The 21,887-nt window shown below is 64.0% G+C and carries 19 protein-coding genes; 16 read left to right on the top strand and 3 right to left on the bottom strand.

Going from position 1 to position 21,887, the window contains the following annotated elements; translation table 11 throughout:
* Positions 1–73: 73 nt before the first annotated feature.
* Together KEG38_RS20590 and KEG38_RS20585 are read left to right on the top strand one after the other, a co-directional pair.
* Positions 74–607: a hypothetical protein gene (locus tag KEG38_RS20590; protein WP_272421436.1), complete on the top strand. Its 534-nt coding sequence runs from the start codon at positions 74–76 to the stop codon at positions 605–607.
* Positions 608–708: 101 nt separating this feature from the next.
* Positions 709–1,527, top strand: a complete 819-nt coding sequence (locus KEG38_RS20585; protein WP_272421435.1) for a hypothetical protein — start codon at positions 709–711, stop codon at positions 1,525–1,527.
* A gap of 22 nt (positions 1,528–1,549) precedes the next feature.
* On the opposite strand, the gene KEG38_RS20580 is transcribed toward KEG38_RS20585, so the two are convergent.
* Positions 1,550–2,713, bottom strand: a complete 1,164-nt coding sequence (locus tag KEG38_RS20580) for a hypothetical protein (protein WP_272421434.1) — start codon at positions 2,711–2,713, stop codon at positions 1,550–1,552.
* Positions 2,714–2,865: 152 nt separating this feature from the next.
* Here KEG38_RS20580 and KEG38_RS20575 point away from each other — a divergent pair, with 152 nt between their 5' ends.
* From KEG38_RS20575 to KEG38_RS20530, 10 genes are all read left to right on the top strand, one after another.
* The gene (locus tag KEG38_RS20575; RefSeq protein WP_272421433.1) at positions 2,866–3,942 is read left to right on the top strand and encodes a hypothetical protein; all 1,077 of its coding nucleotides are present in this window, start codon (positions 2,866–2,868) and stop codon (positions 3,940–3,942) included.
* Between the two features lie 69 nt (positions 3,943–4,011).
* On the top strand, positions 4,012–5,253 hold the full coding sequence (locus tag KEG38_RS20570; RefSeq protein WP_272421432.1) for a sigma-70 family RNA polymerase sigma factor: 1,242 nt from the start codon (positions 4,012–4,014) through the stop codon (positions 5,251–5,253).
* Positions 5,254–6,038: 785 nt separating this feature from the next.
* Positions 6,039–6,410, top strand: coding sequence for a hypothetical protein (locus KEG38_RS20565; protein WP_272421431.1), 372 nt, complete (start codon positions 6,039–6,041; stop codon positions 6,408–6,410).
* Entirely contained in the window at positions 6,407–6,940 is a 534-nt protein-coding gene (locus KEG38_RS20560) for a hypothetical protein (RefSeq protein ID WP_272421430.1), read from the top strand. The genes KEG38_RS20565 and KEG38_RS20560 overlap by 4 nt, the downstream gene beginning before the upstream one ends.
* A gap of 1 nt (position 6,941) precedes the next feature.
* Positions 6,942–7,313: a helix-turn-helix domain-containing protein gene (locus KEG38_RS20555; RefSeq protein WP_272421429.1), complete on the top strand. Its 372-nt coding sequence runs from the start codon at positions 6,942–6,944 to the stop codon at positions 7,311–7,313.
* A gap of 107 nt (positions 7,314–7,420) precedes the next feature.
* Positions 7,421–7,612 carry a hypothetical protein gene (locus tag KEG38_RS20550; RefSeq protein WP_272421428.1) on the top strand — a complete coding sequence of 64 codons (192 nt, stop codon included), beginning with the start codon at positions 7,421–7,423 and terminating at the stop codon, positions 7,610–7,612.
* Positions 7,613–8,099: 487 nt separating this feature from the next.
* Positions 8,100–8,675 carry a hypothetical protein gene (locus KEG38_RS20545; protein ID WP_272421427.1) on the top strand — a complete coding sequence of 192 codons (576 nt, stop codon included), beginning with the start codon at positions 8,100–8,102 and terminating at the stop codon, positions 8,673–8,675.
* A 387-nt stretch (positions 8,676–9,062) separates the two neighbouring features.
* A complete protein-coding gene (locus KEG38_RS20540) occupies positions 9,063–11,747 on the top strand; it encodes a WD40 repeat domain-containing protein (protein WP_272421425.1) in 2,685 nt (894 codons plus the stop codon).
* Entirely contained in the window at positions 11,744–11,968 is a 225-nt protein-coding gene (locus tag KEG38_RS20535) for a hypothetical protein (RefSeq protein ID WP_272421424.1), read from the top strand. Before KEG38_RS20540 ends, KEG38_RS20535 begins: the two co-directional genes overlap by 4 nt.
* A 232-nt stretch (positions 11,969–12,200) precedes the next feature.
* Positions 12,201–13,322, top strand: a complete 1,122-nt coding sequence (locus KEG38_RS20530; protein ID WP_272421423.1) for an Ntn hydrolase family protein — start codon at positions 12,201–12,203, stop codon at positions 13,320–13,322.
* A gap of 436 nt (positions 13,323–13,758) precedes the next feature.
* Here the strand turns inward: KEG38_RS20530 and KEG38_RS20525 are convergent, their stop codons facing one another.
* Together KEG38_RS20525 and KEG38_RS20520 are read right to left on the bottom strand one after the other, a co-directional pair.
* Positions 13,759–13,932 (bottom strand): hypothetical protein, encoded by a 174-nt coding sequence (locus KEG38_RS20525; protein WP_272421422.1) that lies wholly within the window; start codon positions 13,930–13,932, stop codon positions 13,759–13,761.
* 926 nt (positions 13,933–14,858) lie between these two features.
* Complete coding sequence (locus KEG38_RS20520) at positions 14,859–14,984, bottom strand: hypothetical protein (protein WP_272421421.1); 126 nt, start codon at positions 14,982–14,984, stop codon at positions 14,859–14,861.
* A 16-nt stretch (positions 14,985–15,000) separates the two neighbouring features.
* On the opposite strand from KEG38_RS20520, the gene KEG38_RS20515 reads away from it, so the two are divergent.
* From KEG38_RS20515 to KEG38_RS20500, 4 genes are all read left to right on the top strand, one after another.
* The gene (locus tag KEG38_RS20515) at positions 15,001–15,627 is read left to right on the top strand and encodes an HNH endonuclease (protein ID WP_272421420.1); all 627 of its coding nucleotides are present in this window, start codon (positions 15,001–15,003) and stop codon (positions 15,625–15,627) included.
* 108 nt (positions 15,628–15,735) lie between these two features.
* Positions 15,736–17,688: a helix-turn-helix domain-containing protein gene (locus KEG38_RS20510; RefSeq protein ID WP_272421419.1), complete on the top strand. Its 1,953-nt coding sequence runs from the start codon at positions 15,736–15,738 to the stop codon at positions 17,686–17,688.
* Positions 17,689–17,993: 305 nt separating this feature from the next.
* Positions 17,994–19,958, top strand: a complete 1,965-nt coding sequence (locus KEG38_RS20505; protein WP_271916096.1) for an ATP-dependent nuclease — start codon at positions 17,994–17,996, stop codon at positions 19,956–19,958.
* A gap of 1 nt (position 19,959) precedes the next feature.
* Entirely contained in the window at positions 19,960–21,867 is a 1,908-nt protein-coding gene (locus KEG38_RS20500; RefSeq protein WP_272421418.1) for a UvrD-helicase domain-containing protein, read from the top strand.
* Positions 21,868–21,887: the final 20 nt, after the last annotated feature.

The following is a 21,887-nucleotide window of genomic DNA, read 5'->3' as shown; positions in this document are numbered from 1 at the left end:
GACGACCGGTGCGGGCACCATTGCAGGCGCCGAGTCGACAAATCCTGAAGATCACCAGAGCAAGCCACATGAAATGAACGGCGGCGAAACTCCTTCAACCGCAAAAAATGTCGATACTGATGTGTGCGCGCTCGTCGCGGAAAGGATCCACCTCGTCATCCGGACGAGGCGTGCGCCGCGTGACCTGGTTACAGGGAAAGCGCTATCGTGTGACGAACCGACTCGCCCGGCAGTTTGCGGCACGGCGTGGGCTGACGAGATTGGACTCCTCGGCATCGCCTTCCCGCAGAGCGGTCAGGGTGCATTTTTCTTCTTCGACCTGAACAATGAACCCGTCAGCAAAAAGCGCCTTACGTGCAACACAATCGGCTTAACGGCCAATGCGTGGCCGGAACCGGGCGTTGAACGCTGCGCGACAGTCAAACAAGGCCCACTAGCGGAAATGACGGTTATCGTCGATAGTCGGTGCGACGGATTGAGGATGACGGTCTTCGACAAGGCGTATAGCTTGAAGGATCCAACCGCAGAGCGTGTGACGGACTGCGACAAACCTTCAGCCGAACGCCTGGCTGGGCCAGAACTGCTGTGCAAACGTATGAACGAATAGGGGCGGCGTACCGGTGTGTCTGACGTCGCATCGGAGGCGCACGCGGAGCTGATCGGCGCATTGGCCCTGGCGTTAGAATAAGGGCGGCCAAGGAGGCCCGAATGAACCTTCGTCACGTCGTCGCGGCGATCTCCCTCGCACTACTGCTCGCCGGCCTCGGGATCTTGCCTTCATGCAGCAGCGCTTCCTGCGACGGCGGCGGTGAGGGCTGCCCGTGTACGACAGGCGTTGAGTGCGGCAGGCCGCCCATGTGCACGGGCTGGATCTGCGACGGCACCTGTCACAGCTTCAACGAGCGCGTGGGCTTCCGCTGCGTGATGGATTCGTGTCCCGGCCCGGATAAGTGCCCCGGCGTGTGCGACGGCGCGGGCACGTGCATCGGGTGCCTGCAGGACGCGGACTGCAAGCCGGGACATACCTGCGAGCCCGGGAACGTGTGCTCGCGGTGCGATGACGGCGTGAAGAACGGGGACGAGACCGACGTCGACTGCGGTGGGTCATGCCCGCTGTGCCCGGGGACGTGCAACGTGGATGCTGACTGCCCTGGGGGCTACTGCTGGGAGGGCCTGTGTGTCCGGTGCGATGACGGAGTCCAGAACGGGGACGAACAAGGCGTGGACTGCGGCTCGATTTTTGGACATTGCCGCATCTGCCTTGGTTACGAGTGCGAGGACGATCAGCAATGCACGAGCGGGATCTGTTCAGCGAATGGCGTGTGTTGCAAGGTCTCCTGCGAGGGCTGCTACGACTGCAACGGTACGGGTGATTGCAACATGAATGTCGGCCCCGTGCCTTGGGCCGGGTGTGCCGAGGGCCAGCTCTGTGGATGGGGTGGATTGTGCTCTTGGCCTGATGGCCACTCCTGCACGAAGAACGAGGACTGTTATCACCTCTCCTGCGTCAATGGCGTATGCACGTAGTCGCTGTTTGCTACGTCCCGGTTCAAGGCGGCGGGGTTAGCTCTGCGAGGCAGCAGTACGTCACGGGCCACGCGGTGAACGTTTCGCCGACGATGTCGCCACCGCTCGGCTGACACGCGCCAGCATCGTACGAGAGGATCTCGGCCGTCTTGCTGCCGACCGCCGCGCCGCTCAGCAGGTCTACGCACTTCGTCCCTCCATTCGACGAAAGCGACATGCTGGCTTGCTCGTTCCCGCAGGCACCATCCGTATACGCCTTGACCCGCACCGTGCATGACCCGCCTTCCACAGGACCACAGGTGCATGCCGAGCAGTGCCGCCCCTCCTCCGCCTGCTCCCATCCGGTATGCCGTTCGGGCCAGGCGTCAGGGCATGGGTGGGCCGCACCGAGCCCATCCGCGACGATGCAGAGCCGATAGCCCGCTGGCGTGTTCGGGATACAGGCTTTGAAGCCGTCGCAGTTGCCAAAGTCAGCCGAGGCGACCTCGATTACCCTTGTGCGCACCGGCGGGGGCAGGGGCTGGCCCTCGGGAGGAATCGCCGGCTCGGGCACGCACGGCGCGAGTGTCGGCGGCTCGACCACCAACGACCCAGCACACGGCACGCCACCGCAGTCGAGTCCCGCAGGGAGCGCGTTCTCCGGCGAGCAGGTGCCATCCCACCCGGCCGGCGCCCCGAACGAAGTGATAGTTGGGATCGTATTATCTTGACAAGCGGTTGACTCGACGTTCCACGCTGCCGGCAGGATGCATGCATCCGATGGCGTCGCGCACGAGCAGGCAGGGCACGCAGGTTCGGCGAACGTGACGTCGACCCACGTCTCGCGGACGGTTCCGGGCAGCGGCGGAGGGAGGGGATCCGTCTCCTTCCCCATCCACACGAACGAAGGGAAGTGCTCCCAGACCCCGATGCCTGGCGTGACGCACTGCCCAGGGCACGACGTGCCCGCTTCTGGGCCTCCATCTTCTTCGCCTGCATCAACATCGTCGCCGGCATCCACATCGGCGTCGTCCCCCGCATCCGGCGGGCACGCGTACTTCTCCCCTGCCGGGCCGCAGCAGGGGACCTCCTCCTGCGCGTCGTTGTAACAAACGGACACGTACTCGCTCCTCGCTACCCCACATGCAGCGAGCCCCAAGGCGATCAACAAGCCGAGGTACGAGGCGAAGACCGTGAACGCACGCACGCCATAAAGGCTAGCCCCCGGATCCAGGCACCGTCAATGTTCGGACCCGACGGACAAACCAAGCCTGACCGCTGTCGCGCTCCACCAACGCTTGCGCCTCTCGCGCCCCCCGGGCATGCTCTGCGCTGGGGACAAACCTGGTCTCTCAGGTCATGCGCGACGCCTCTTCACGCCCATGCAAGGCGCGCCTTCTGCTCGTCGCGGCCCTGCTCTGCGGCACCTCGGAAGCGGCAGCGCAGCCATCCCAGGTGCTGCCGTGGCGCCTCGACTATGCCCCCGGTCCTGACGCCCCGAAGAACTGCCCGGACAAGAGCTACATCAAGGCCGCCCTCGCCACGAAGCTCAAGGGCCACGACCCCTTCACCGACGACGCGCCGCGCTCCATCTCCGTGAAGTTGGTGCTCACGCCGCAGCGGATCGAGGCGCACATCGAGGCGCGCGACGAGAACGGGAAGGTGGTCGCCAACCACGTCACGCAGGCGGAATCTTGGCGATGCGATCAGCTCGCCGATCGCACCGTCTTCTACTTGCGCGACATCATCGACCCACTGACGATCCCGCCCGCGGCACCGGCGCCGTCGAGCTCGTCGGCGACGCCTGCGCCCTCCGCGGCTTCATCAGCCGTGCCGCCCCCAGCTCCCTCGACTCCCGCTCGCGTCGAGCCGCTTCAACCTGCCGCAGACCCCTCGGCACCCAAGGCCGCGGCGCGCTCGGCAGGTCTGCCGCAGCTCGCCATCTACGCGAACATGGGGGCTGCGTGGTGGAGTACCCCCAAGACCGCCTTGAGCCTCGCGGCGGGCATCGAGGCGCGGTGGAAGTGGCTCTCCGTCGGTGTCGAAGGGCAGTACGATCACGCCTGGGCCCTGCCGACAAAGCTCGATGTGGAGGCTGAACGCGCGGGCCTGGCCGCCCTGGCATGCGGACGCCATGAGCTCCTCCCTCCCCGCATCTTTGCCCGCGCATGCGTCTTCAGCGACGTGGCACTGCTCTCGCTCGATGTCCGGAAAGTCAAGCGCATCAACGAGGAGGATGATCTTGTCATTGACGTCGGCGCGCGGCTTGGCGCCGAGTTCCGGCTTGCTCGCTTCTTGGGCCTCCAGCTACAGGGGGACATCGCCTATGTGGCCCGTCACCGGGAGCTCGTCGTCGACGGCGAGGAACTCTGGCGCTCTCCTCGCCTCACCGGCGCGGTCCGGGTCGGCCTGGTTGTTCCCTTCGACATCCGGTGAAGTAGCCTTCGAGCAGAAAGCCGTACGATTTATTGGACGGGTGGCCCATCTCGGCGCGTGTTTGTAGTCGTGCGCCTCCTCCTGCCGTTCCTGCATCACGCCAGCGATGCCTTTCTCCGCTTCTACGCGTCGCACCTCCTGACCGTTCTCGGGATCCTGGCTCGAATGGGCGTACGCCAGGCAGATGTCGACGACCTCGCGCAGCTCGTCTTCGTGAAGGTCTACAAGAACTTCGACAAGGTCCCGTCCGCGGGAGTCGAGGACTGGCTTGAGATGATCTGCAAACAGCAGGCGGCGGAGCACTACCGTCTCTACCGCCACCGCTTCGAGACGCCCGAAGCAGACGTCGGCGTGGACGTGCCCAGCGACGAGAACCCGCACGAGCGCTTCGAGCATCATGAGCTCGATCAGGTCGTCAAACGCGTGCTCCAGACCATGGACGCGAAGCTCGTCGATGTACTGGTCAGGGCCGAGTTCAACGGGGAGTCGCTACCGAAGATCGCCGCAGCGCTGGGGGTCTCGCGCAACACGGCGCAGGCCAGGCTCGTAGAGGCCAAGGACGTCTTCCGGCGCAGGGTGAAGAAGCTGTTCGGCCGGGACTTCACGCCGTTCATGCTGCTGCCCTTCGGCCTGGACACCGTCTTCCGCCCCGAGGACCTCACGCCCGACTTCATCGAGAAGGCACGGCACGAAGTCTGGCGCGGCATCGCCCGCGAGCTCGGCTTCGACGATGCGCTTCCTCCCGCCCTGCCGCCGAGCTCGCCGCCGCCTTCAGAGCCGCCGGCTTCGGGCAAGCGGCTCATGCAGGCGGTCGCGCCCACGGGCTCCGGGCCTGGCGCTCGCGCCACTGCGAAGGCGGTGCTCGAGCTCATCAAGCACCCGCTCTTCCTGGTCGGCGTCGGCGCCCTGGGCGGGGGTGGCGCGGTCGCGCTCTGGCCCCACGACGAGTCGCCTGCCGCGCGGCATGCGGTGCCGATGGTGCTCTCCGTCGTGGTCGGCGAGAGCGGACGTGGTGAGAGCTTCTCCGTCGTCGCGCCCCCGCCCACCCCCGGACCGAGCCCCACTGTGGTTGTCGTCTCGCCCTCGCGGCCCCCTACCGCACCCGTGCCCGTCAACGACCCGGAGACGACAAACCTCGAACAAGCCCGGGAGATGCTCTCGCGCGGGCAGTTCACCGAGGCGCTCTCCACGCTGCGACAGCATGAACGGGACTACCGAGGCAGTCATCACGCGGGGGTCCGAAACAAGTATATCGCCGCCGCGCTCGAGGGCCTGCGGCAGAACGAGCAGAAGAGCGGCACTACGCCCTGACCAGCCCTTTGCATGGGGGCGTGCACTTTCGTTGGACGGTCGCCGACGTCGGCTCGTGTTTAGAGAGTAAGGACATGCGGCTTCTGCGCCCGGCCATGAGCGCCGGCCTGCGGCACGCGTTTGTCCTCGCGAATTATCATCATCCGCAGACGGCCGCGGTGCAGGGCGCGCATTGGGGTGCGTTCGTCGAGGCATACCACCGCGGTCGCCTGGGGATGGTGATGTTCGCTCGAAGGAGGTCGCGGGACACAGCTCGCATTCGCTAGCCCAGGTTCCGCGCCCGCCTCCGGGCGATCATCACTTCGATCGTCATCCGCTGTCATCTGCTGCGTCTCCCGAGTCGACGTCGCAGAGCCGACGACGAGCGGCTTCGCGGCTTTTTCAGGCCGCAGACGGCATTCGTGCGCTCGGAGGGGTACATGGCCGACGAGGAAGAAGACGAAGCTGCCACGCGCGTGATGGCGCGCCCGGCTGCGAGCCACGAAGAGGACGACAACGCCCCCACGGCGTTCTTCGTGCGGCCGGCGGCGCCCGCGCCTCCTGTCCCCGCCACGTCGATCTCGGTGAGGCCCTCATGGTGGCGCGTGCTGATCGGCCTCTTGTCCTTCTGGCGGCGCCGCCCTGTAGCGGTTGTCGCTGCTCCGGGGCCGGCCCCTGCACCTGCGCGTTCGGCGGCCTCTGCGTCGACATCGCACGTGCACGTGTCCGCGCACAAGGCGGCGCGCAGGCCCGTCCCCACGCTGGTCTCGCCTCTCTCCCCAGGGCGGCGCGCCGTTGTCGACGAGGTGCACACGCTGCTCTGGAGCTTTGAGCCTCACGAGCTTGAGGCAACGGCGAAGCTCATCGAGCACATCGTCGCAGCTAGGCTCGCAGGGCCGGAGGGACGCGTCGAGGCGCAGATCATCTACGCGCTCATGTACATGCGCCCCGACGAAGATGGGGCGGTCAGCCTCGCTGTTCTGCGGGGCAAGCTCCTCGGGCTTGCTCGATCCGCAGTGGACCAAGCGCTCCTACATCTCGAAGAGCAAGGCCAAGTTGTACTTCGTCCTGCGGATCCGCTCTCCGGGACACGACGAGTTGCTGCAGGGATCGAACATCCGACGCGAGGGCTGCTCGAGCGCGTCGCTCTCGTTGCACAAGCGAGGAGAGCGTCTTGAGCGGCGAGCGCGCCACAACACGTACGCCGGGCGGCGCCAACGCGCAGGCCGCGCCCATCTCGACGAACCCGCCGTCGACGATCCGACCTTCCCCGCCTGCGCCCCCACCCGTCGAGCCTCGACGGCGTCATCGCACGCCGATCGAGGAGGTGAACTATGTCCTCCGGCAGCTCCGCATCCCCGAGCTCGCCGACGTCCTGCTGTACGCGCAGCGCACCCTCGCCGCGCGTGACGCAGGTCCAGATCCGGCCGTCATGAGCGAGATCCTCGCGGCGATGGGCCGGCTTCATCCGGCCTACAAGAACACGCACGGCGTGCCGCTGCCGATCCTCCGCGGGGCCCTTGTTCAAGTTCCACGCGCGGCGTTCGAGGCGGCTCTACTTCACGCCGAGCGCGAAGGGCGCATCCGGCTGGTCGCTGCTTCGCTGCTCGCGCCCTTCGTCGAACGCGCCGCGGGCATCCACGACCCGAAGCGAGGCTTGCTCTACTTCTGTACCGCTCCGGAGGCACGCGGACGGCGGGAGCCCTGACATGGGCCGCCGACACGAGCCGGATCCGTTTGCCCTCAAACTAGGTCATCGGATCAGGGATCTGCGCCTCGCACAGGGGATGTCGCTCGAGCACCTCAGAAGGAAGACCGGCATCGTCGCGAGCCACCTGTCGCTCATCGAGCGCGGGTACGTCGCGATCAACGTCGGCACCCTCGATCGCATCGCACGCGCGCTCGGCTTGACGCCGATGTTCCTGGTGCTGTTCCCCGAGGAGAGTGAGCTCGAGGCAGTCGTCGAGCAGATCGGCCTCATGAGCGCGGAGGAGCTCGCGCAGCTCCGCGAACAGGTGTCCGCCTCTCAGAGCCCACGGGCAGCGAAGCCTCGCCCTTCGCGTGGAACTCGTCGCACGTAGACCAGCAAGTAGCCAGACTTGGCAGGCAAACGGGACGAGCCTCGACAGCAGATGGGGATGAACGAGTGCCACGGCATGCAAGCGAAGAACCCAAGGTCAGGCTCAACTTGGAGCTTCCCGAGCGCCTCCGTGGCAGGCTCGATCAGCTGCGCGCGATGAGCGAGGCCGGCACGATCACCCAGGTGGTGAAGAGAGCCGTGACCCTGTACGACGTGCTGCTCTCGGCGATCCGAAACGGCCGGGAGAGGATCATCCTGCGCAGCGCCGACGGCACGGAGCGCGAGCTGCTCATCCCGTGATCTTTCCTTCCCACGTGTTCCACTAGGATGACCAGGCAGGGTTTGTCCTCTCTTGCAGTTTGCCCCGGAACATGCGATCGAGGGGCTCGATGTCCTCCGCTCGTCCGCCTCCCGCGTCGTTCGAGCCCCCGCCTCCGCCCTCGCGAAGGCGGCTCAGAACGGGCCCGGCGCGTTCGATGTCCTCTCGCGGGACGGCGCGGCCGCGGTTCTGCTCTTCGCCCGTGCCAAGCTCGAAGCTGAGCGTCGGCGTGCACCGGGGCTCGTGAACGGATCCCTGCGCGCATTCGCCTCGGGCGTGGAGTCAGCGGCTCGCCGCGTGACCGAAGGGGTACATGACGACGGCGTGTTCATCGCACCGCTCTTCCGCCTGCTCCGTGAGCGTGACGAGGTCCCGTCCTGCCCGACGCTGTCGGCGTTCAAGGCGCGGCTGCTCCAAGCGTACAACCGCGGGCTCCTCGAGCTCGCCACCTGCGAGCGCGCCGAGGACGTGAACCCCTTGGTGGTGGCCGCATCTGCGGTTCGTTTCCGACGAACTACGTTTCATCTCGTACAGCGATGGTCGCGTCGGAACATCTTCTCCGCGCTCGACGACGTTGTCGCAACGCTCTCTCCCAAGGCTTACGCTGCAGCCAAAGACTTCGCGCGCAAGGTCCACGATGATGAAAAGCGCCGCGAAGGGCGCCCGCGTTTGATTACGCTGCCGCTCGACGCTCTTGCCGCCCGCGTGCAGACCGTGGTCAATGAAGGCTCGCAGGACGCGCTCATCGTGGAGCTGTTCCGGGAGCTCGATGAACGCGGTGAAGCGACGGGACTCAGCCTTCGGGCGTTCAAGGCGCGCCTTCGCGCGGCGCATCGGATGGGCCTGCTCACGCTGCGCGCCTGGCAGGCGACGGATGGTGGGGAGACCCCAGCCATGCAGGCGTCCGTGGTTGGTCACGAGGGGATGACGCTGCATCTCGTATGCCGCACGGCGGCCTCGTTGCCCATCCCGTGGGGGCGGCCGGCGCGGCTCTTGGTTCCCGCACCGCGCTGGATCGAAGCATCGCAAGGGCGAATGCAATGAGTGAGTATCAGTATTATGAATTTCAGGCGTTCGACAGATCTCTCACCGAAAAGGAGATGGCCGAGCTCCGTTAGTACTCGACGCGTGCCTTCATCACGCCAACGAGCTTCGTCAACCATTACGAGTGGGGGAACTTCAAGGGCGACGAGGACGCGTGGATGTTCCGCTACTTCGACGCGTTCTTGTATCTGGCGAACTGGGGCACGCACGTGTAGGGTCTAGGACGCGATAAGAAAGCTGTTGATGTGCTTCACGTTCCAGATCCACGCCGTGCCCCTCATACACGAGGACGGTTCATCTGCCGAAGTTTGTCCTCAACGACAGGAAGCTCTCCTTCGAGGCAACGACCGCCAATAGTTAACATGCGGGTAGTAAAGATGAGGCTGCATGCTGGATCGTCGTAACACCCATCCACTCTCGTTCCGCCGTCACGGACTTCTCTCGCTGCTGTCGCTTGTCGTCGCCTGCACAGCTCCGCCGCCTCCGTCCCCGGCGCCACGGCCCTCCTCAAGTCCCTCCCCGACACCTCAGTCCGATGCCTGCACGCGCGCTGCCGCGCTGCGCGGCAAGGTGCCGGCGTTGGTCGAAAACGGAAAGCTCGACCGGGCCATGCGCGTAATCGATAAGGCTGACCGCCTTTGCTCGCGCAGCGCGCCCGAGACGTGGTCAGTCGCTGTTGAAACTCTTGTGATGCTAGGACGATATGCGGAGGCCCGTCAGCTCGCCAAACAGATCGTTGTCGCGAATGAGGCATCCTCAGATGCCAAGTTTGCCGCGCAAGCGGCAATCGAGCTCAGCACGGACCCGCCTCCAAGCCCCTCCATTTCGTCGCTTCTCGAAGCATCCGAGAAAGCTCGCGCATCCAGGAATTACGTGCAGTTGCAGCGACTGCACGACCGAACGCTTTGGGAGATGATCAGCAAGAGCGGGCGCTCCCCCGTCATCGACATTGGAGGCGAGCCCACCAATACGGTAGCCTGGTCGCACGATGGGAAATGGCTCGCCTTTGGTCATGGTCGGACCATCACAGTAACCGATGCGGCGGCATGCAATGAGCAGTTCATACTCGAGGGGCACGAGCGTGTCGTAGAATCGCTTGCATTCTCGCCCGATGGCCAACTTGCTTCCGGAGCACGTGATGGTTGCGTGCGGCTCTGGGATGTGCCCTCAGGGCGGCTCGTGCGGTCATTGTGTTCGCCTTCGTTACAGAATGCGTTGATCGCCCTTGCATATTCGCACGGCGGCCACGTCCTCGCGATCGGCGCTACAGATGGCTCCACGCACCTATGGGACTGGCGCAGTAGCACATGGCGATGGACGCTGCGCGGTCATAATGGCGAAGTTGGGGCCATAGCGTTTTCTCACGATGACAAGCATCTCCTCACAGGTTCGTCGGACCGTTCGGCCATATTATGGGACGGGGAAACTGGCAGAGCTCTCCGGACCTTCGATGGACACGACGCGGCGGTCTCATCCGTTGCTCTTTCTTCTGATGGAGAATACGTCGCCACGGCTTCCGCAAAGGGGACTGTTCGCGTGTGGGATGCTCGAACGGGGGCCGGGCGCATGACCTCAACTCAGAACAAAGGTGAGATCCGCGCACTGAAGTTCTTGTCGGATGGCACCCAGCTGGTATCCGGTGGCCGGGATGGCACCATTCTCCGCTGGAACATGACTACCGGGAAAGCAACAGCGCTCGTGCATGATCCCGATGAAGCGCTCGCCTTTGCTTGGGCACCCGATGGAAGACAACTCGCTGCCGTAGGCCCTCGCTCTTTGCGCACGTGGGACACAGAGACAGGCAAGCACCAGTACTGCGTCAATGAATACAATGACCGTATACGCCGAATTGCGTTCTACCCGAAGGGATTGCAGTTTGCCACGAGCGGCTCCACCGTACGGTTCTGGGATCTCGTTCAGAGACAGTTCGTGACAGCTGATCCCGAAGCCGTCGATGCAGTTGCCTTTACGCATCGAGAAGCGCACATGGTCGGCATGCGGACGAGTGAAGGTCAATTGATTCTGATGGAGCCCCAGCATGTCGATATAACCAGGGTTGGTGGCCAGGTCACTTCCAAAGTCTACTTTGCCTCCTCAAAGAGCGTGGACCTACAGGATGCTTTGGGGCAGAGGGCTTCTGGGCTCGCGTCGGCGACGGCATCGGCGGATGGCACGCGCATCGCGGCGATTGATCGAGACGGTAGAATAATCGTTTGGGACGCGCAGACTGGCCGGCAACGAGCCATGCTGCAGGAGCGCGATGTCTGGTCCGAGCCTGTTGCACTTACCAAGGATGGGTCCGTGCTGGGCGTGGCTACCAGTGGACGCACGAATCGACAAGGTCCACGCATTCGCCTCTGGAACGTACACAAGCATACGCTCATTCATGAGCTCTCAGGCTCTGCGCACCGCGTGACGTCGCTTGCGTTCTCACCCGACGGACGGGTTCTCGCGTCGGGGCTAGCCACGGGGAACGTGGTTCTCTGGAGTTCAGAGTCCGGGACGATTCTCCTGGACGTTCCGGGTCACAGCCTGGACGTCACTGCACTTGCATTCTCTCCAGATGGGAAGATGCTCGCGTCGGGTGCACAAGATGCGACGGTGCGGCTGATAGACACGCAGAACGGCAAGCTGCTCAGGACCTTCGGTAGCCATGTTCACGCGCTGTCATTCGCCTACCAGGGGAGCTTGCTCGCCACGGTGGAACAAGACGGAGCAGTACGCCTCTATCGCACTACCAATGGCGAACGTATTGCGATGCTGGGCGCGCTGCGGGTCTTTTCGGGCGGATATGTAGTGGACGCGGAGAGCAGAATCGAGTTCGTCGGGCCCGAGGCGTGCGTCGTGCAGCATTATCCCCACCTCGTCTGCCGTTTCGGAAACCACGCAGTACCATTCGATGTCTGTAGGGAACGCTTGTTCGTGCGGGGCATGCTCCCCGCGCTCCTCGCAGGCGATACCTCGTACGCGGAACCAGAGCTCGAACATGCTCGCCTAGAATGTCCCCCTATGGCGTCTATGCCGTTGGATCTCGATAGCCTTGACCTTCCATCGAACGGGATGACGCCTTGAGCCGGCCACATGCCGGCCGGCGTGACCCCTCGCTGTCGAGCATCCTCGCGCTCGCGAAGGGCCTGGTGGTGCCGCCGGGGGAGTTCGTGGGTGGCGTGCACGATCTCGAGCCGGCTGCCATCGAAGCAGCACGGCTCTTCCAGGGCGCGTCCGAGGACGTCCAGGATACCGTCCTCCGCCTCTTGCGTGCTGTGACGCGGGGACGGCGGCGGAGCGGGTAAGTCGGGCCTGGGGCGGGGCCTAGCGGGCGCCCGGCCGGCAACCCACCTGCATGTCGAAGGTGGTTGCCGCGAACGGGAAGGCCGAGGGACGGCCATCCTCGCCCCCTGGTCGGGGCGTGAATGCGGCTCAGGGGCGCGCGACGTCTTCGGCTCCCTCCGCTCGCGCGCCGACTTTTCTTCGCCTCGCGCCCGGGAGGATTCGGCGCCGAGGCCAAGGTCCGGGGGCAGGTCCGTGAGCCGCGCCGATCGGCGAGAACTTCACGAACGAGCGCTGGCGACTGACTTCAAGACTCTGCTTCAGCGCCGCGACGTGACGTTCCCGCGCGACCGCGAGCTCGTCGGCCAGGTCCACGCCATCAAGCGCCGTGTGCTCCCCTCGGGCAAGGTCAGATTCGACGCCGAGCGCAACGCCGGGGCCACGCCGACAAGTTCTGGGCGCGGGCGCTCGCGTGCCAGCGCGAGCGCCAACCGGACAAGCCGAGGGGCAGCGAGGTCGGGGTGCGAGTTCTCGGATGAACGATCCGCTGGTATCCTGTACTCTCGAGGATCCCAGATGACGTTGTTGATGGTGTGGACCAACAAGCCCAATGACCCGACTGCGATCAACATCGCGAGCGACAGTCTGCTGTCCGCTCACGATGGGAAGGGCGGCCAGATCTCGTGGCAGTACGCTACCAAGATTCATCGGCTCCACCCGACCCGAGAGTATTTTGGCTACTGCGGCGACTCGTTCGTAGCCCTTAGTGCCATCGCCTCCGCCGTCGCGACTATCAGCAACTCAGACCATCTCCACAAGGTGGACGAAAAGGAGGCGCCGACAGTCGACGCGAGGGCGATGGCGATCCACGAACACCTCCGGCACACGTTCCCACTGCTACCGACTGCGTGGCGGCGTCCGGCGACACTTCTGCTCGCCGGTTGGGACTCACGGAAGGAGTGCTTCTCTGTCTGGCGGTTGGAGTTGAGCGACAAGGACGTCGCAGCACCTGTAGCGATCGACCTCGCATCAAAGCGCGTTCACTGCTTCGGAAGTGGGGCAGCCTTGGCGAAGTCGCGACTCAGCGAGCTGGAGAAAACAGGGGCGGTCAACACGCAGGGCATCGTGAAGGCGCTTCACGATGTAATTCTCGACGACAAAGAGACCAGTGTCGGTGGGGCGCCGCAGATGGTCATGCTGACGAAGGAGAGCGACGTCCCCGTTGGGTTCTGGTGGTCCAGCGAGGGTGGCAAGGGCACCCGCCACCTCTTCGGCCTTCCGATCCACCTGTCCAGCAAGATGGAGAACGTAAGTTGGAGAGAACCTGCGACGTTCGATGAACGTCCCTTCGTTCCCTTCAAACGCGTCGACGCTTGAGGAGGTTCACTCTGGCGGGGCCCCGCCGCCGAGGCCTGGCGCTTCGCCCGTTCCGGAGGCCAGTCGCGCGGTCCAGATGCTCGGTGTCCAGGTGGGCTGCCGCCTCGCAGGCTGGCCAAGTGGCTCGCCTCCGCTGTTCTGCGGAGTCCACCATGCGGCGCATCCTCAAGGTCTTCGTAAATCGCGGCCGGCAAGCCCGTGGCCACCCTGCTCGAGCCCGGGACTGACGTCGAGCTCGAGGCTACGTCCGAGGACGCGCTGCTCGACGCCGCGCACGAGGCGCTGACCAAGCGCGGGCAGCGGGCGCGCGCCGTGTCGTTCACCCCGACCGGCCTCGTCGTTCGCGGAGGCCGCCCGGTCAGCACGCCCGAGGCTGTCCACGAAGCGGAGCGGCGCCTCCAGACCATCCTGAAGGTCATCGTTGTCGGCGCATGGGCTAGGACCTCGAGGTCACGGGGTTCGCGTAGACGACGTCTCCCGCCCTGCCGTGGCCGAAGCGCGTCATCACGAGCTTGCCATCCGGGAGCTTCACCACCTGGCCGAGGCCCCCGCCCTCGGGCGGCGCCGGGGCAGCTCCGCGACGGTTGAGAACCCAGCCGCGTCGGTCCACCGGAGGATGCGGTTGTTCTTCGCGTCGGCGATGTAGAGGGCCGCCGCGGTCTCGTCCCACCAGAGGCCGTTCGGGCCGCCGTCGACCGGGATGCTTGTAGGCCCACGACGAACCCCAGTGTCCCCCCTCGGGGTGACGCCTGGATCAGCGGTTGCGGTGCCGGTCTGAGTACCTCCGCACGCCATGAACGAGAGCATGCCGCAGATAGCCACTGCGAGACGAACTGCGACGCGTAACATGCGCGGAGAATAGGCGAGGCCGTGCAACCGGTCCACGTTGTTCTGCCGATCGCGGGAGGAGTTCGATGTCGATCAGCTCAGCGAGCAAGTAGTCGTCGTAGTTGTCGACGTCGGTCCAGATGAACTCGGCGATCACGGCCGCTGTTTATCCGTCTTCACCGACAGGTGCCGGAGGCAACTCACGCGCTGAACATCGAGATCATGGTGAAGCGCATGAACAAGACCTCCGAGCTGCGGAGATGTACTCCCGGCGGTGGCCCCTGGGGGTGTGTCTGCGGGTGCTTGCGCAGCGTCAGGGAGGGGGTGGTGACGATCTTTTTTGCAGGTGGGACTCGGTGTTGAGTACCCAGTTCTGATCGGACCGACCGTTCTTAGCTAACTCCATGATCAGACATATGTTTTATCTACTCAGCACAGACTCCTAACCACAAAGTTAAACGCCGATCCTCCGCATCTCCGACTCAGCCGATCACGACCCTGAGGACTGGGACCGGGTCGCCGCCCTAGACCTCCAGGCATGGGTTGAAGCGGTTGTAGTTCAAGGACCAGATGTTGTTCCTGGCAGCCGTTGAACTTCGACGAGGCCGTCATGAACGACGACCGTCTCCTGCTCACCCTGCGCTGCTAGCGCCGCTGGTCCAAAGCTCAGCGAGAACGTCGACAGGAAGAACAACGACAAGTCCCGCTTCAACCGGGAGGCTGGCGGTTGAACTTCCACGCGAAGAAGAACATCGGGTTCGAGTCGGACATGTAGTCGTTGAACTTGAACAACAACGTGACCGAGGGCAGACCGAGGTCAGCGGCCTTGTTCAACTGCACCGAGTAGAACGTGGACGAGAAGAAGAAGCCGAGCCGTACTCCCCAGCGGGCGACATCGAGTGACCCGGAGGAGCAGAACCTCTCGTCCTTCGCGAAGTTCAGCGCCCTTGTTCGTCAGGGCAGCGGCGACGAGTGCTGGTACTGGCTCGGCGCGGTGAACAACCGCGGCTACGGCGTCTTCCGCGTCGGCCGCCGCGTCGTCATGGCCCACCGCCACATGTTCGAGTTGGAGCACGGACGTCCTCCGTCTGGGATGGTCCTGCACACCTGCGGCAAGAAGACGTGCGTCAACCCCAGCCACCTCTACGAGGGCTCGAAGCCCAACCCGTTCGACGCAGACGCGGTGCTGCTCGAGGAGATCGAGCGCCAGGCGCTTCCCGCGGCTTCTTCATCGCGAGGTCGGCCCGGGATCAACAACCCGCGCGCTCGGCTCACCGAGGAGCAGGTGAAGGAGATCTGCGCCCTGCTCGATCAAGGCGTGTCTCCGAGGATGATCGGGTTCAGCTTCGGCGTCGACGCGAAGTCGATCCGCAACATCGACGAGGGCAAGACCTGGCGACACGTCCCCGAGGTGGCTCGTCGGGCGGAGGCCCCGAAGAAAAGACGGCGCGGAGGATGGCGTCGTCGAGCGCGTTGAAGCGTGGCCGCAGACGGCAAGAAGCCCTGAGGAGACGCCTGTGCACAAGGCTTGACGCGCGAGTGACGCAAGCCGATAGATCCACTGTTTCCTACCCCCAGAGGAGCCATGGCCGTCCACTCGTTGGGAGACCTCGGATCACTGGTTCGCGCGTTCCGCGAGCACCGCGGTCTCACGCAGGAGCAGCTATCGAAGGACGCAGGCAGGCTCCCTCGCACTGCCATCGCTCACCTGGAGCAGGGCTATCGCCTCCCTGCCGCCGAGCACCTGCGCGCTCTGGCGAAGCATCTCAGCCTGCCAGACGCGCTCGTCGAGCCGTTTCTACGTCCGAGTGCTGCACGACGAGTCGAGTTCGAGGCCGAACTTGGCGAGCTCATCGGGCAGGAGGTGTCGATCGCACATCTGGACGATCAGGCGTCCCAGGCCGTCGAGGGCGCTGTCACCTCGTTGATCGGCGCCGCCATCACGAACCACGCTGCCTTCGACACTCTGCGGGAGATCCAGGTCTTCTACGGCATCCGGCCGGTGTCGCAGCAGTTCTTCAACCGCTACTTCAAGGCCGATTCATTCCAGGACATCGGGCAGTTCTCGGCCGCAGTGAAGCGCTACCAGGCCGAGGCCATCCGTCTGTTCCCGACATTCATGCAGGCGTACGAGGAGATGAATCGTGCAAGCGACCTCGCAACACTTGTCGCAGCTCTCGGAACACGCTCACTCGACGAATACCGGGACCGAGCTCCGTGGAACCGTATTGAGAACATCGACGAGGCGCGCTTGCGCGACCTCGGGTACATCGCCGCCGCGAAGCTCGACCAGGAGCGTAAAGAGCGCGAAGAACTGGTGAAGTGGCTTCGAGATATGGCTGCCTTCATTCGGCAAAACGGGCGCACTTCCGTAGAGGAGTTCAAGCCCAAGCGCCGACGTGAAATGGAATCACTTCTACGCAAGTTTGGTTCCCGGCTCAGCCACGGCCCGATGTCCGCGCTATTCAGCCCCGCGCCTGAGGAGTTGGAGGCCGAGGCCGAGCGCCTGGCGCCGAAGGATGAGATCGATCGAGCGCGGATCGCGGGTACCCAGGCAACAGGCCTGCGCAATCTTTCGCAGTATCTCGCAGCCGACCACATGGACGTGTACGTCGCAACCTCGATGCGAGAGGACTCGGACTTCGTGTCGGTAAATCAGTTCGTGCTGCGTCTCTTCGAGCACCCGGAGGTCAAGCCATTGAAGTTGCGGTATTTCAACCCAACTCAGTCTTGGGTTGAGGATCGCATCGCGAAGGGGCTTGTTGAGGCGCTGATGCTAAGGCGATCCGCCGCAACCATCTACATGGCGCAGAAGTCCGACACGTTCGGAAAAGATTCGGAGGCGTCCGTCGCGCTCGGCCAAGGCAAGCCTGTTATCGTCTACGTCCCCAAGCTCGAGGCTCCCGAACTCCAGCTCGATTCGTCAGAGCTCGCGCAATCGTCAGAGGACGACCTTCGCAACATCCTCCACAGGATCGACCCTGCTGAAGTTTCACAGACGATGGACCGCGAGGCGATGCTCGGCGCGATTCTGAACCGGCGACTTGCCGCCGGCACGGATGAGCAGATCGCGGACGTAGTGGCGCGCCACTGGGCAGACTTCGGTTTGGATACGGAGACAGACCGTTTCAAGGAGACCCGCGGCAAGTATCTCGAATGGCTCCGCGGGGTGATGAGCAACCCCAACGCACCACCGCCAATACCCGAGGGCCTCCGCGCAGACATCGATGGCACTCTCGTCGCGACCGCAGTGCGCTTCGAGCGGCGTGCATCGCTGTTTCGCGAGAAGCACCCGCTTGCGCTTCAGGTCATTCTCAGCACCGGCGTGTTGAATGGCATACTCGTGGCCAGATCGGTCGACTCGTGCGCGACGCTGCTGCGAAAGGTATTCGAGAACAACCTTGACCTAGAGCTGGTCCGCGGCGAGGACAGCTATCGTCTGATCGAGCGAACGACGCAGTCGACCATCCGAGTGATCTCGAAGCACCATCTCCTCGCCAACGCATTTGCCTCGTACTACGCAAGCCATGCACCATGACCCGCTCGATTGCGTCCCACTCGCCCGAACTCCGTGGGACGCTCGCCTAGAGACCGCGGGCGCCGGGCATCTCTCAGCGTCCCCATTGCGCACGTACTGTCCTCACGGGCGCGCCGAGCAGGCATGTAGAACGGGCACGCTGGCACGGTTGTTGGGGCCAGGATTGCAGTGTCATCGCTTCGTGAAGTTCTCGAAGGGACTGATCTCAAGGTCTCGCCGCATCGTTCCTGGCTTTCTCTACCAGTTGCCAAGTCCGCATCCGCCGGGCCTTTGAAGTTCGTGTTGCCTTTAGGGAGTTGGTCGCCATGCAGCTATTCAAGTTGACGATCAAGGGTTTCCGGTGCTTCGGTCCCGAGGAGACAACGATTGAGTTCGACCCGCTCACGGCGTTTGTCGGTGCGAACGGTGCGGGCAAGAGTGCTGCTCTTATTGCCCTCGTCCGGATGTTCGGAACTACGAATGCGCACCGGACCCTTACCCGAGAGGACTTCCACGTCTCGTCAGCGGCAGGCGCGAGCATGCCAAATCAACTCGATCTTCGGATCGAGGCATGGTTCCAATTTCCCGAACTCCTGAACGATGCAGCGGCAGCCGCCTCAGCTGCCGTGCCCGAGTGTCTGAAGCACATCGTCGTGAGCGAAACCGCATCTGTGCCGATGTGTCGCATTCGCCTGGACGGAAGTTGGTCCGCCGGACCCACAGCGGAGGGCGAGGTCGAGCAGAGACTCTCCTGGGTGAACTCCGACGCAGTGGATGCTCCAGAAGAAAAGGTCTTTCCGCTGTCCGGCGTCGAGCGCCGCCTCATTCAAGCATTGTACATTCCCGCTACCCGTGACGCTGTCCGCGAGCTCCGAGCTGTGTCGGGGACGATCCTCTCTCGCGTCCTGAAGGTCATTCGGTGGCCGGATGAGCTTAAGGAAAAGATTTCCAAGCTTGACCGAGAGCTCACGGGCATGGTGCGCGCCGAGGCGACCCTGAGCGAGCTCGAGTCGACGCTCCGCGAGCATTGGTCAGACCTTGTCAGTGGCACGTCTGTCCCGTCATTCACGTTCGCGGATACGGATCTTGCCGGCGTCCTGCGGCGCCTTGATGCCGAGATCTCGGGCCCGGTCGGCTCGAGATCCATCCATCTTCTGAGCGAAGGCGAGCGCTCGCTTCTCTACTTCGCCCTCGTGGAAAGCACGCTCACGTTCGAGGCGAAGCTCGCGGGCAAGGGCTCAGCCACGTTCGATAGCGGGCCGCGCCCAGTGCTCACCTTGCTCGCGGTGGAGGAGCCTGAGAACCATCTCGCTCCTCAGTACCTCGGGCGTATCCTGAAGAAGCTCCGCAACTTAATCGCCGCTGGCGGTGTGCAGGTACTTCTGACGAGTCACTCCGCATCGATCATGCGTCGTGTTGAGCCGTCCGAGGTGCGCCACTTCCGCGCTGAGGCGAATGGCGGGCGCCGTATCACCCGCCTGTCGCTGCCAAAGGACACTGAAGAGGCATTCAAGTACGTGCGCGAGGCCGTGATGGCATATCCCGAGCTCTATTTCGCCTCCGTTGTGGTTCTCGGCGAGGGTGCAAGCGAAGAGATCGTCATCCCGCGTGTCGCTAGGGTTCTTGGGCTCGACATCGATCCTCGGTTCATCGCGGTCGTCCCCCTCGGGGGCCGGCACGTGCATCACTTCTGGCGGCTCCTTCGCGAGATCGGAACACCCTACGTGACCTTGACCGACCTCGATCTCGAGCGCCATGGCGGTGGTTGGGCACGCATTCGTGACCTGGTAGGTGAGCTGGTGGAATTCGGCGAAGGATCCGCCAAGGTGCTCGACGGCGTTCACCTTGAGCAGGTCGACACTGTTGTTCCCGTAGCGATCACGGATCCTACCTTCGCATCTTGGATTAGGCATCTCGAGGTCGGCTTCAACGTCTTCATGAGCGCGCCGCTCGATCTCGATTTTTCAATGCTCTCGGCATTCCCAGAGGCATACAAGAAGCTCGCTCCCTCGCGCGGAGGCCCGCAATTCCCGCAACCTCACGAAGACGTGAAGCCGTTCGTCGAACGGGTCACACGCGCAACCCTGGGCACTAACGGAGGCAGCGGCCTCACGTACACAGACGAGGAGCACAAGCTCTTTTCTTGGTACGCGTACTTTTTCGCGTCGGGCAGCAAGCCTGCAACCCACGCGCGAGCTCTCGCGCAGTGCGACGATACTACACTCGCGAAGGGCGCCCCCGATGTCCTCCGTCGCCTTGCCGAGCGAGTAAAGGCGCTCGCTCCAACGTGACATGGCTCGTCTAGTCGACCCCTCGGCGTGGACGCCACGCGGCATAGCGGAGCTCGAGCCGGCCGCCGAGTCGGCGGTGCGGGCCAACGAGAACACTGCCGTCGTCGCAGGACCCGGTGCAGGCAAGACCGAACTCCTCGCGCAGAGGGCTTGCTTCCTGCTCGAGACAGGAACGTGCCCGCCGCCGCGGCGCATTCTTGCGATCAGCTTCAAGCGCGATGCGGCTCGGAACCTGCGCGATCGCGTGCACCGTCGAGCAGGTCTCGATTTGGGACGACGCTTCGACTCATACACCTTCGATGCGTTTGCCAAAAGCGTGCTGGACCAGTTTTTGGTCGCCCTCCCTCGGGAAGTCCGACCGACGGGCGACTACGAGGTGGTGCTCAGCTCACCTCGAGCCGAAGACGTGGGCGACGTTCTCCGACGTATGACGCCACCAAGAGACCTGGGCTCTTCGAGCGACCTGGAGGCATTCGAGAACGAGTGGTTCTTCAAGCAACGGGTACTCCAAGTTCCGCTGCGAGTGCAACCCAAGAATCTCGAGCATTGGGCCGCGCAGGAGTTTTGGCGACAACTCCTCTTCGCAGAGGCACGCAGCAGGCTCTACTTCGGAATGATTACAAGGCTCGTGATCGGCCTCATTCGGACCGACGAGCGCGTGCGACGCGCCTATCGCACCACATACTCGCACGTCTTTCTTGACGAATTCCAGGATACAACCGAGCCGCAGTACACGCTCACGCGTGCCCTCTTTCAGGGGACCGCGGCGATCCTTACTGCCGTTGGGGATCCGCAACAGCGCATAAACGGCTGGGCTGGCGCTTTGCCGAATGCGTTCAAGGTATTCTCAGCGGATTTCGGAGCTACCACTAAACGCCTTGAGCGCAACCGGCGCGCCTCGGCAGAGATCGCGCCCGTCGTGCGCTTTCTGGCCGCGCGGCTACGCGAGGAGGCAGACGAAGCCGCTGCGTCCGAGATCGCGGCGCTCGAAGGCGGAGGCCCACCGCCCGAGGCCTGCGGAGCATACCTCTTTCCTAACGACACCGACGAAGCTGACTGGATTGCAGGAGAGATCGCCGCACTTATCGAATCGGGAGTGCCTCCGCGCGACATCTGCATCCTTGCTCGCTACCACGCGGCCCGCTACACAGCCGCGACGGTTGACTCCCTTCGGCGCCGCGGCATTAACGCGCGTCTCGAGGACGCGCTCCAAGATCTCCTCTCCGAGCCAGTCGTGACGCTACTGCTTCTCGCATTCCGTGCGCTGCTGGGTCAACACCCAGGTATCGCATGGGCGAAGCTCCGCGATGAGTTAGCGTCCCTCCACGGTTTGGAGGGTGAGGAAGATGTTTCAGCTCTCGACCGTTCGCTCGCAGGACTTCGTGGAACGCTGCGCAGCTTTGCGCCGACTCTCCCGCCCACAGCCGACGCAATCCGGGCGCTGGTCGCCGAGCACATCGAGCCGCGTTTCATTCGAGCGCTACGCAATCGCTACGCGCAATATCAGCGTGGCTCGTTCTACGAGCAGACCGTCTCCAAGCTCTCGGCCGAGCTCTCCAAGATAGGAACGGGAGGCTGGGAGGATGCGATCGCGTTGGTTGAAGGGGCTGGTGCCGTTCCCATCATGACCATCCACAAGAGCAAGGGCCTCGAGTACTCGGCGGTCTTCTTCATCGGGCTGGAGGACGCTGCCTTCTGGAGCTTCCGCCTGTCCCGTTCCCAGGCGGTGGAAGAGCTTAACGCCTTCTTCGTCGCGATCTCTCGGGCGAAAAAACGCGTCGCCTTCTCCTTTGCGGGACGCCGGACCTTAGAGAGAGGAATTAAGAAACAGTCACGAGACGAGATCGCTGAGGTCTACGAACTCCTCACGGCGGCGAGCGTGCCGGTCACCGACATGGGAAGCCCGTGACGGTGAGCCGTCTGTTCGCC

This window comes from Polyangium jinanense (genome assembly GCF_028435265.1).
GTDB classification, from domain to species: Bacteria; Myxococcota_A; Polyangia; order Polyangiales; family Polyangiaceae; genus Polyangium; species Polyangium jinanense.
Note: the sequence above shows the minus strand (reverse complement) of the source record. Positions and strands in the feature narration are given on the sequence as shown.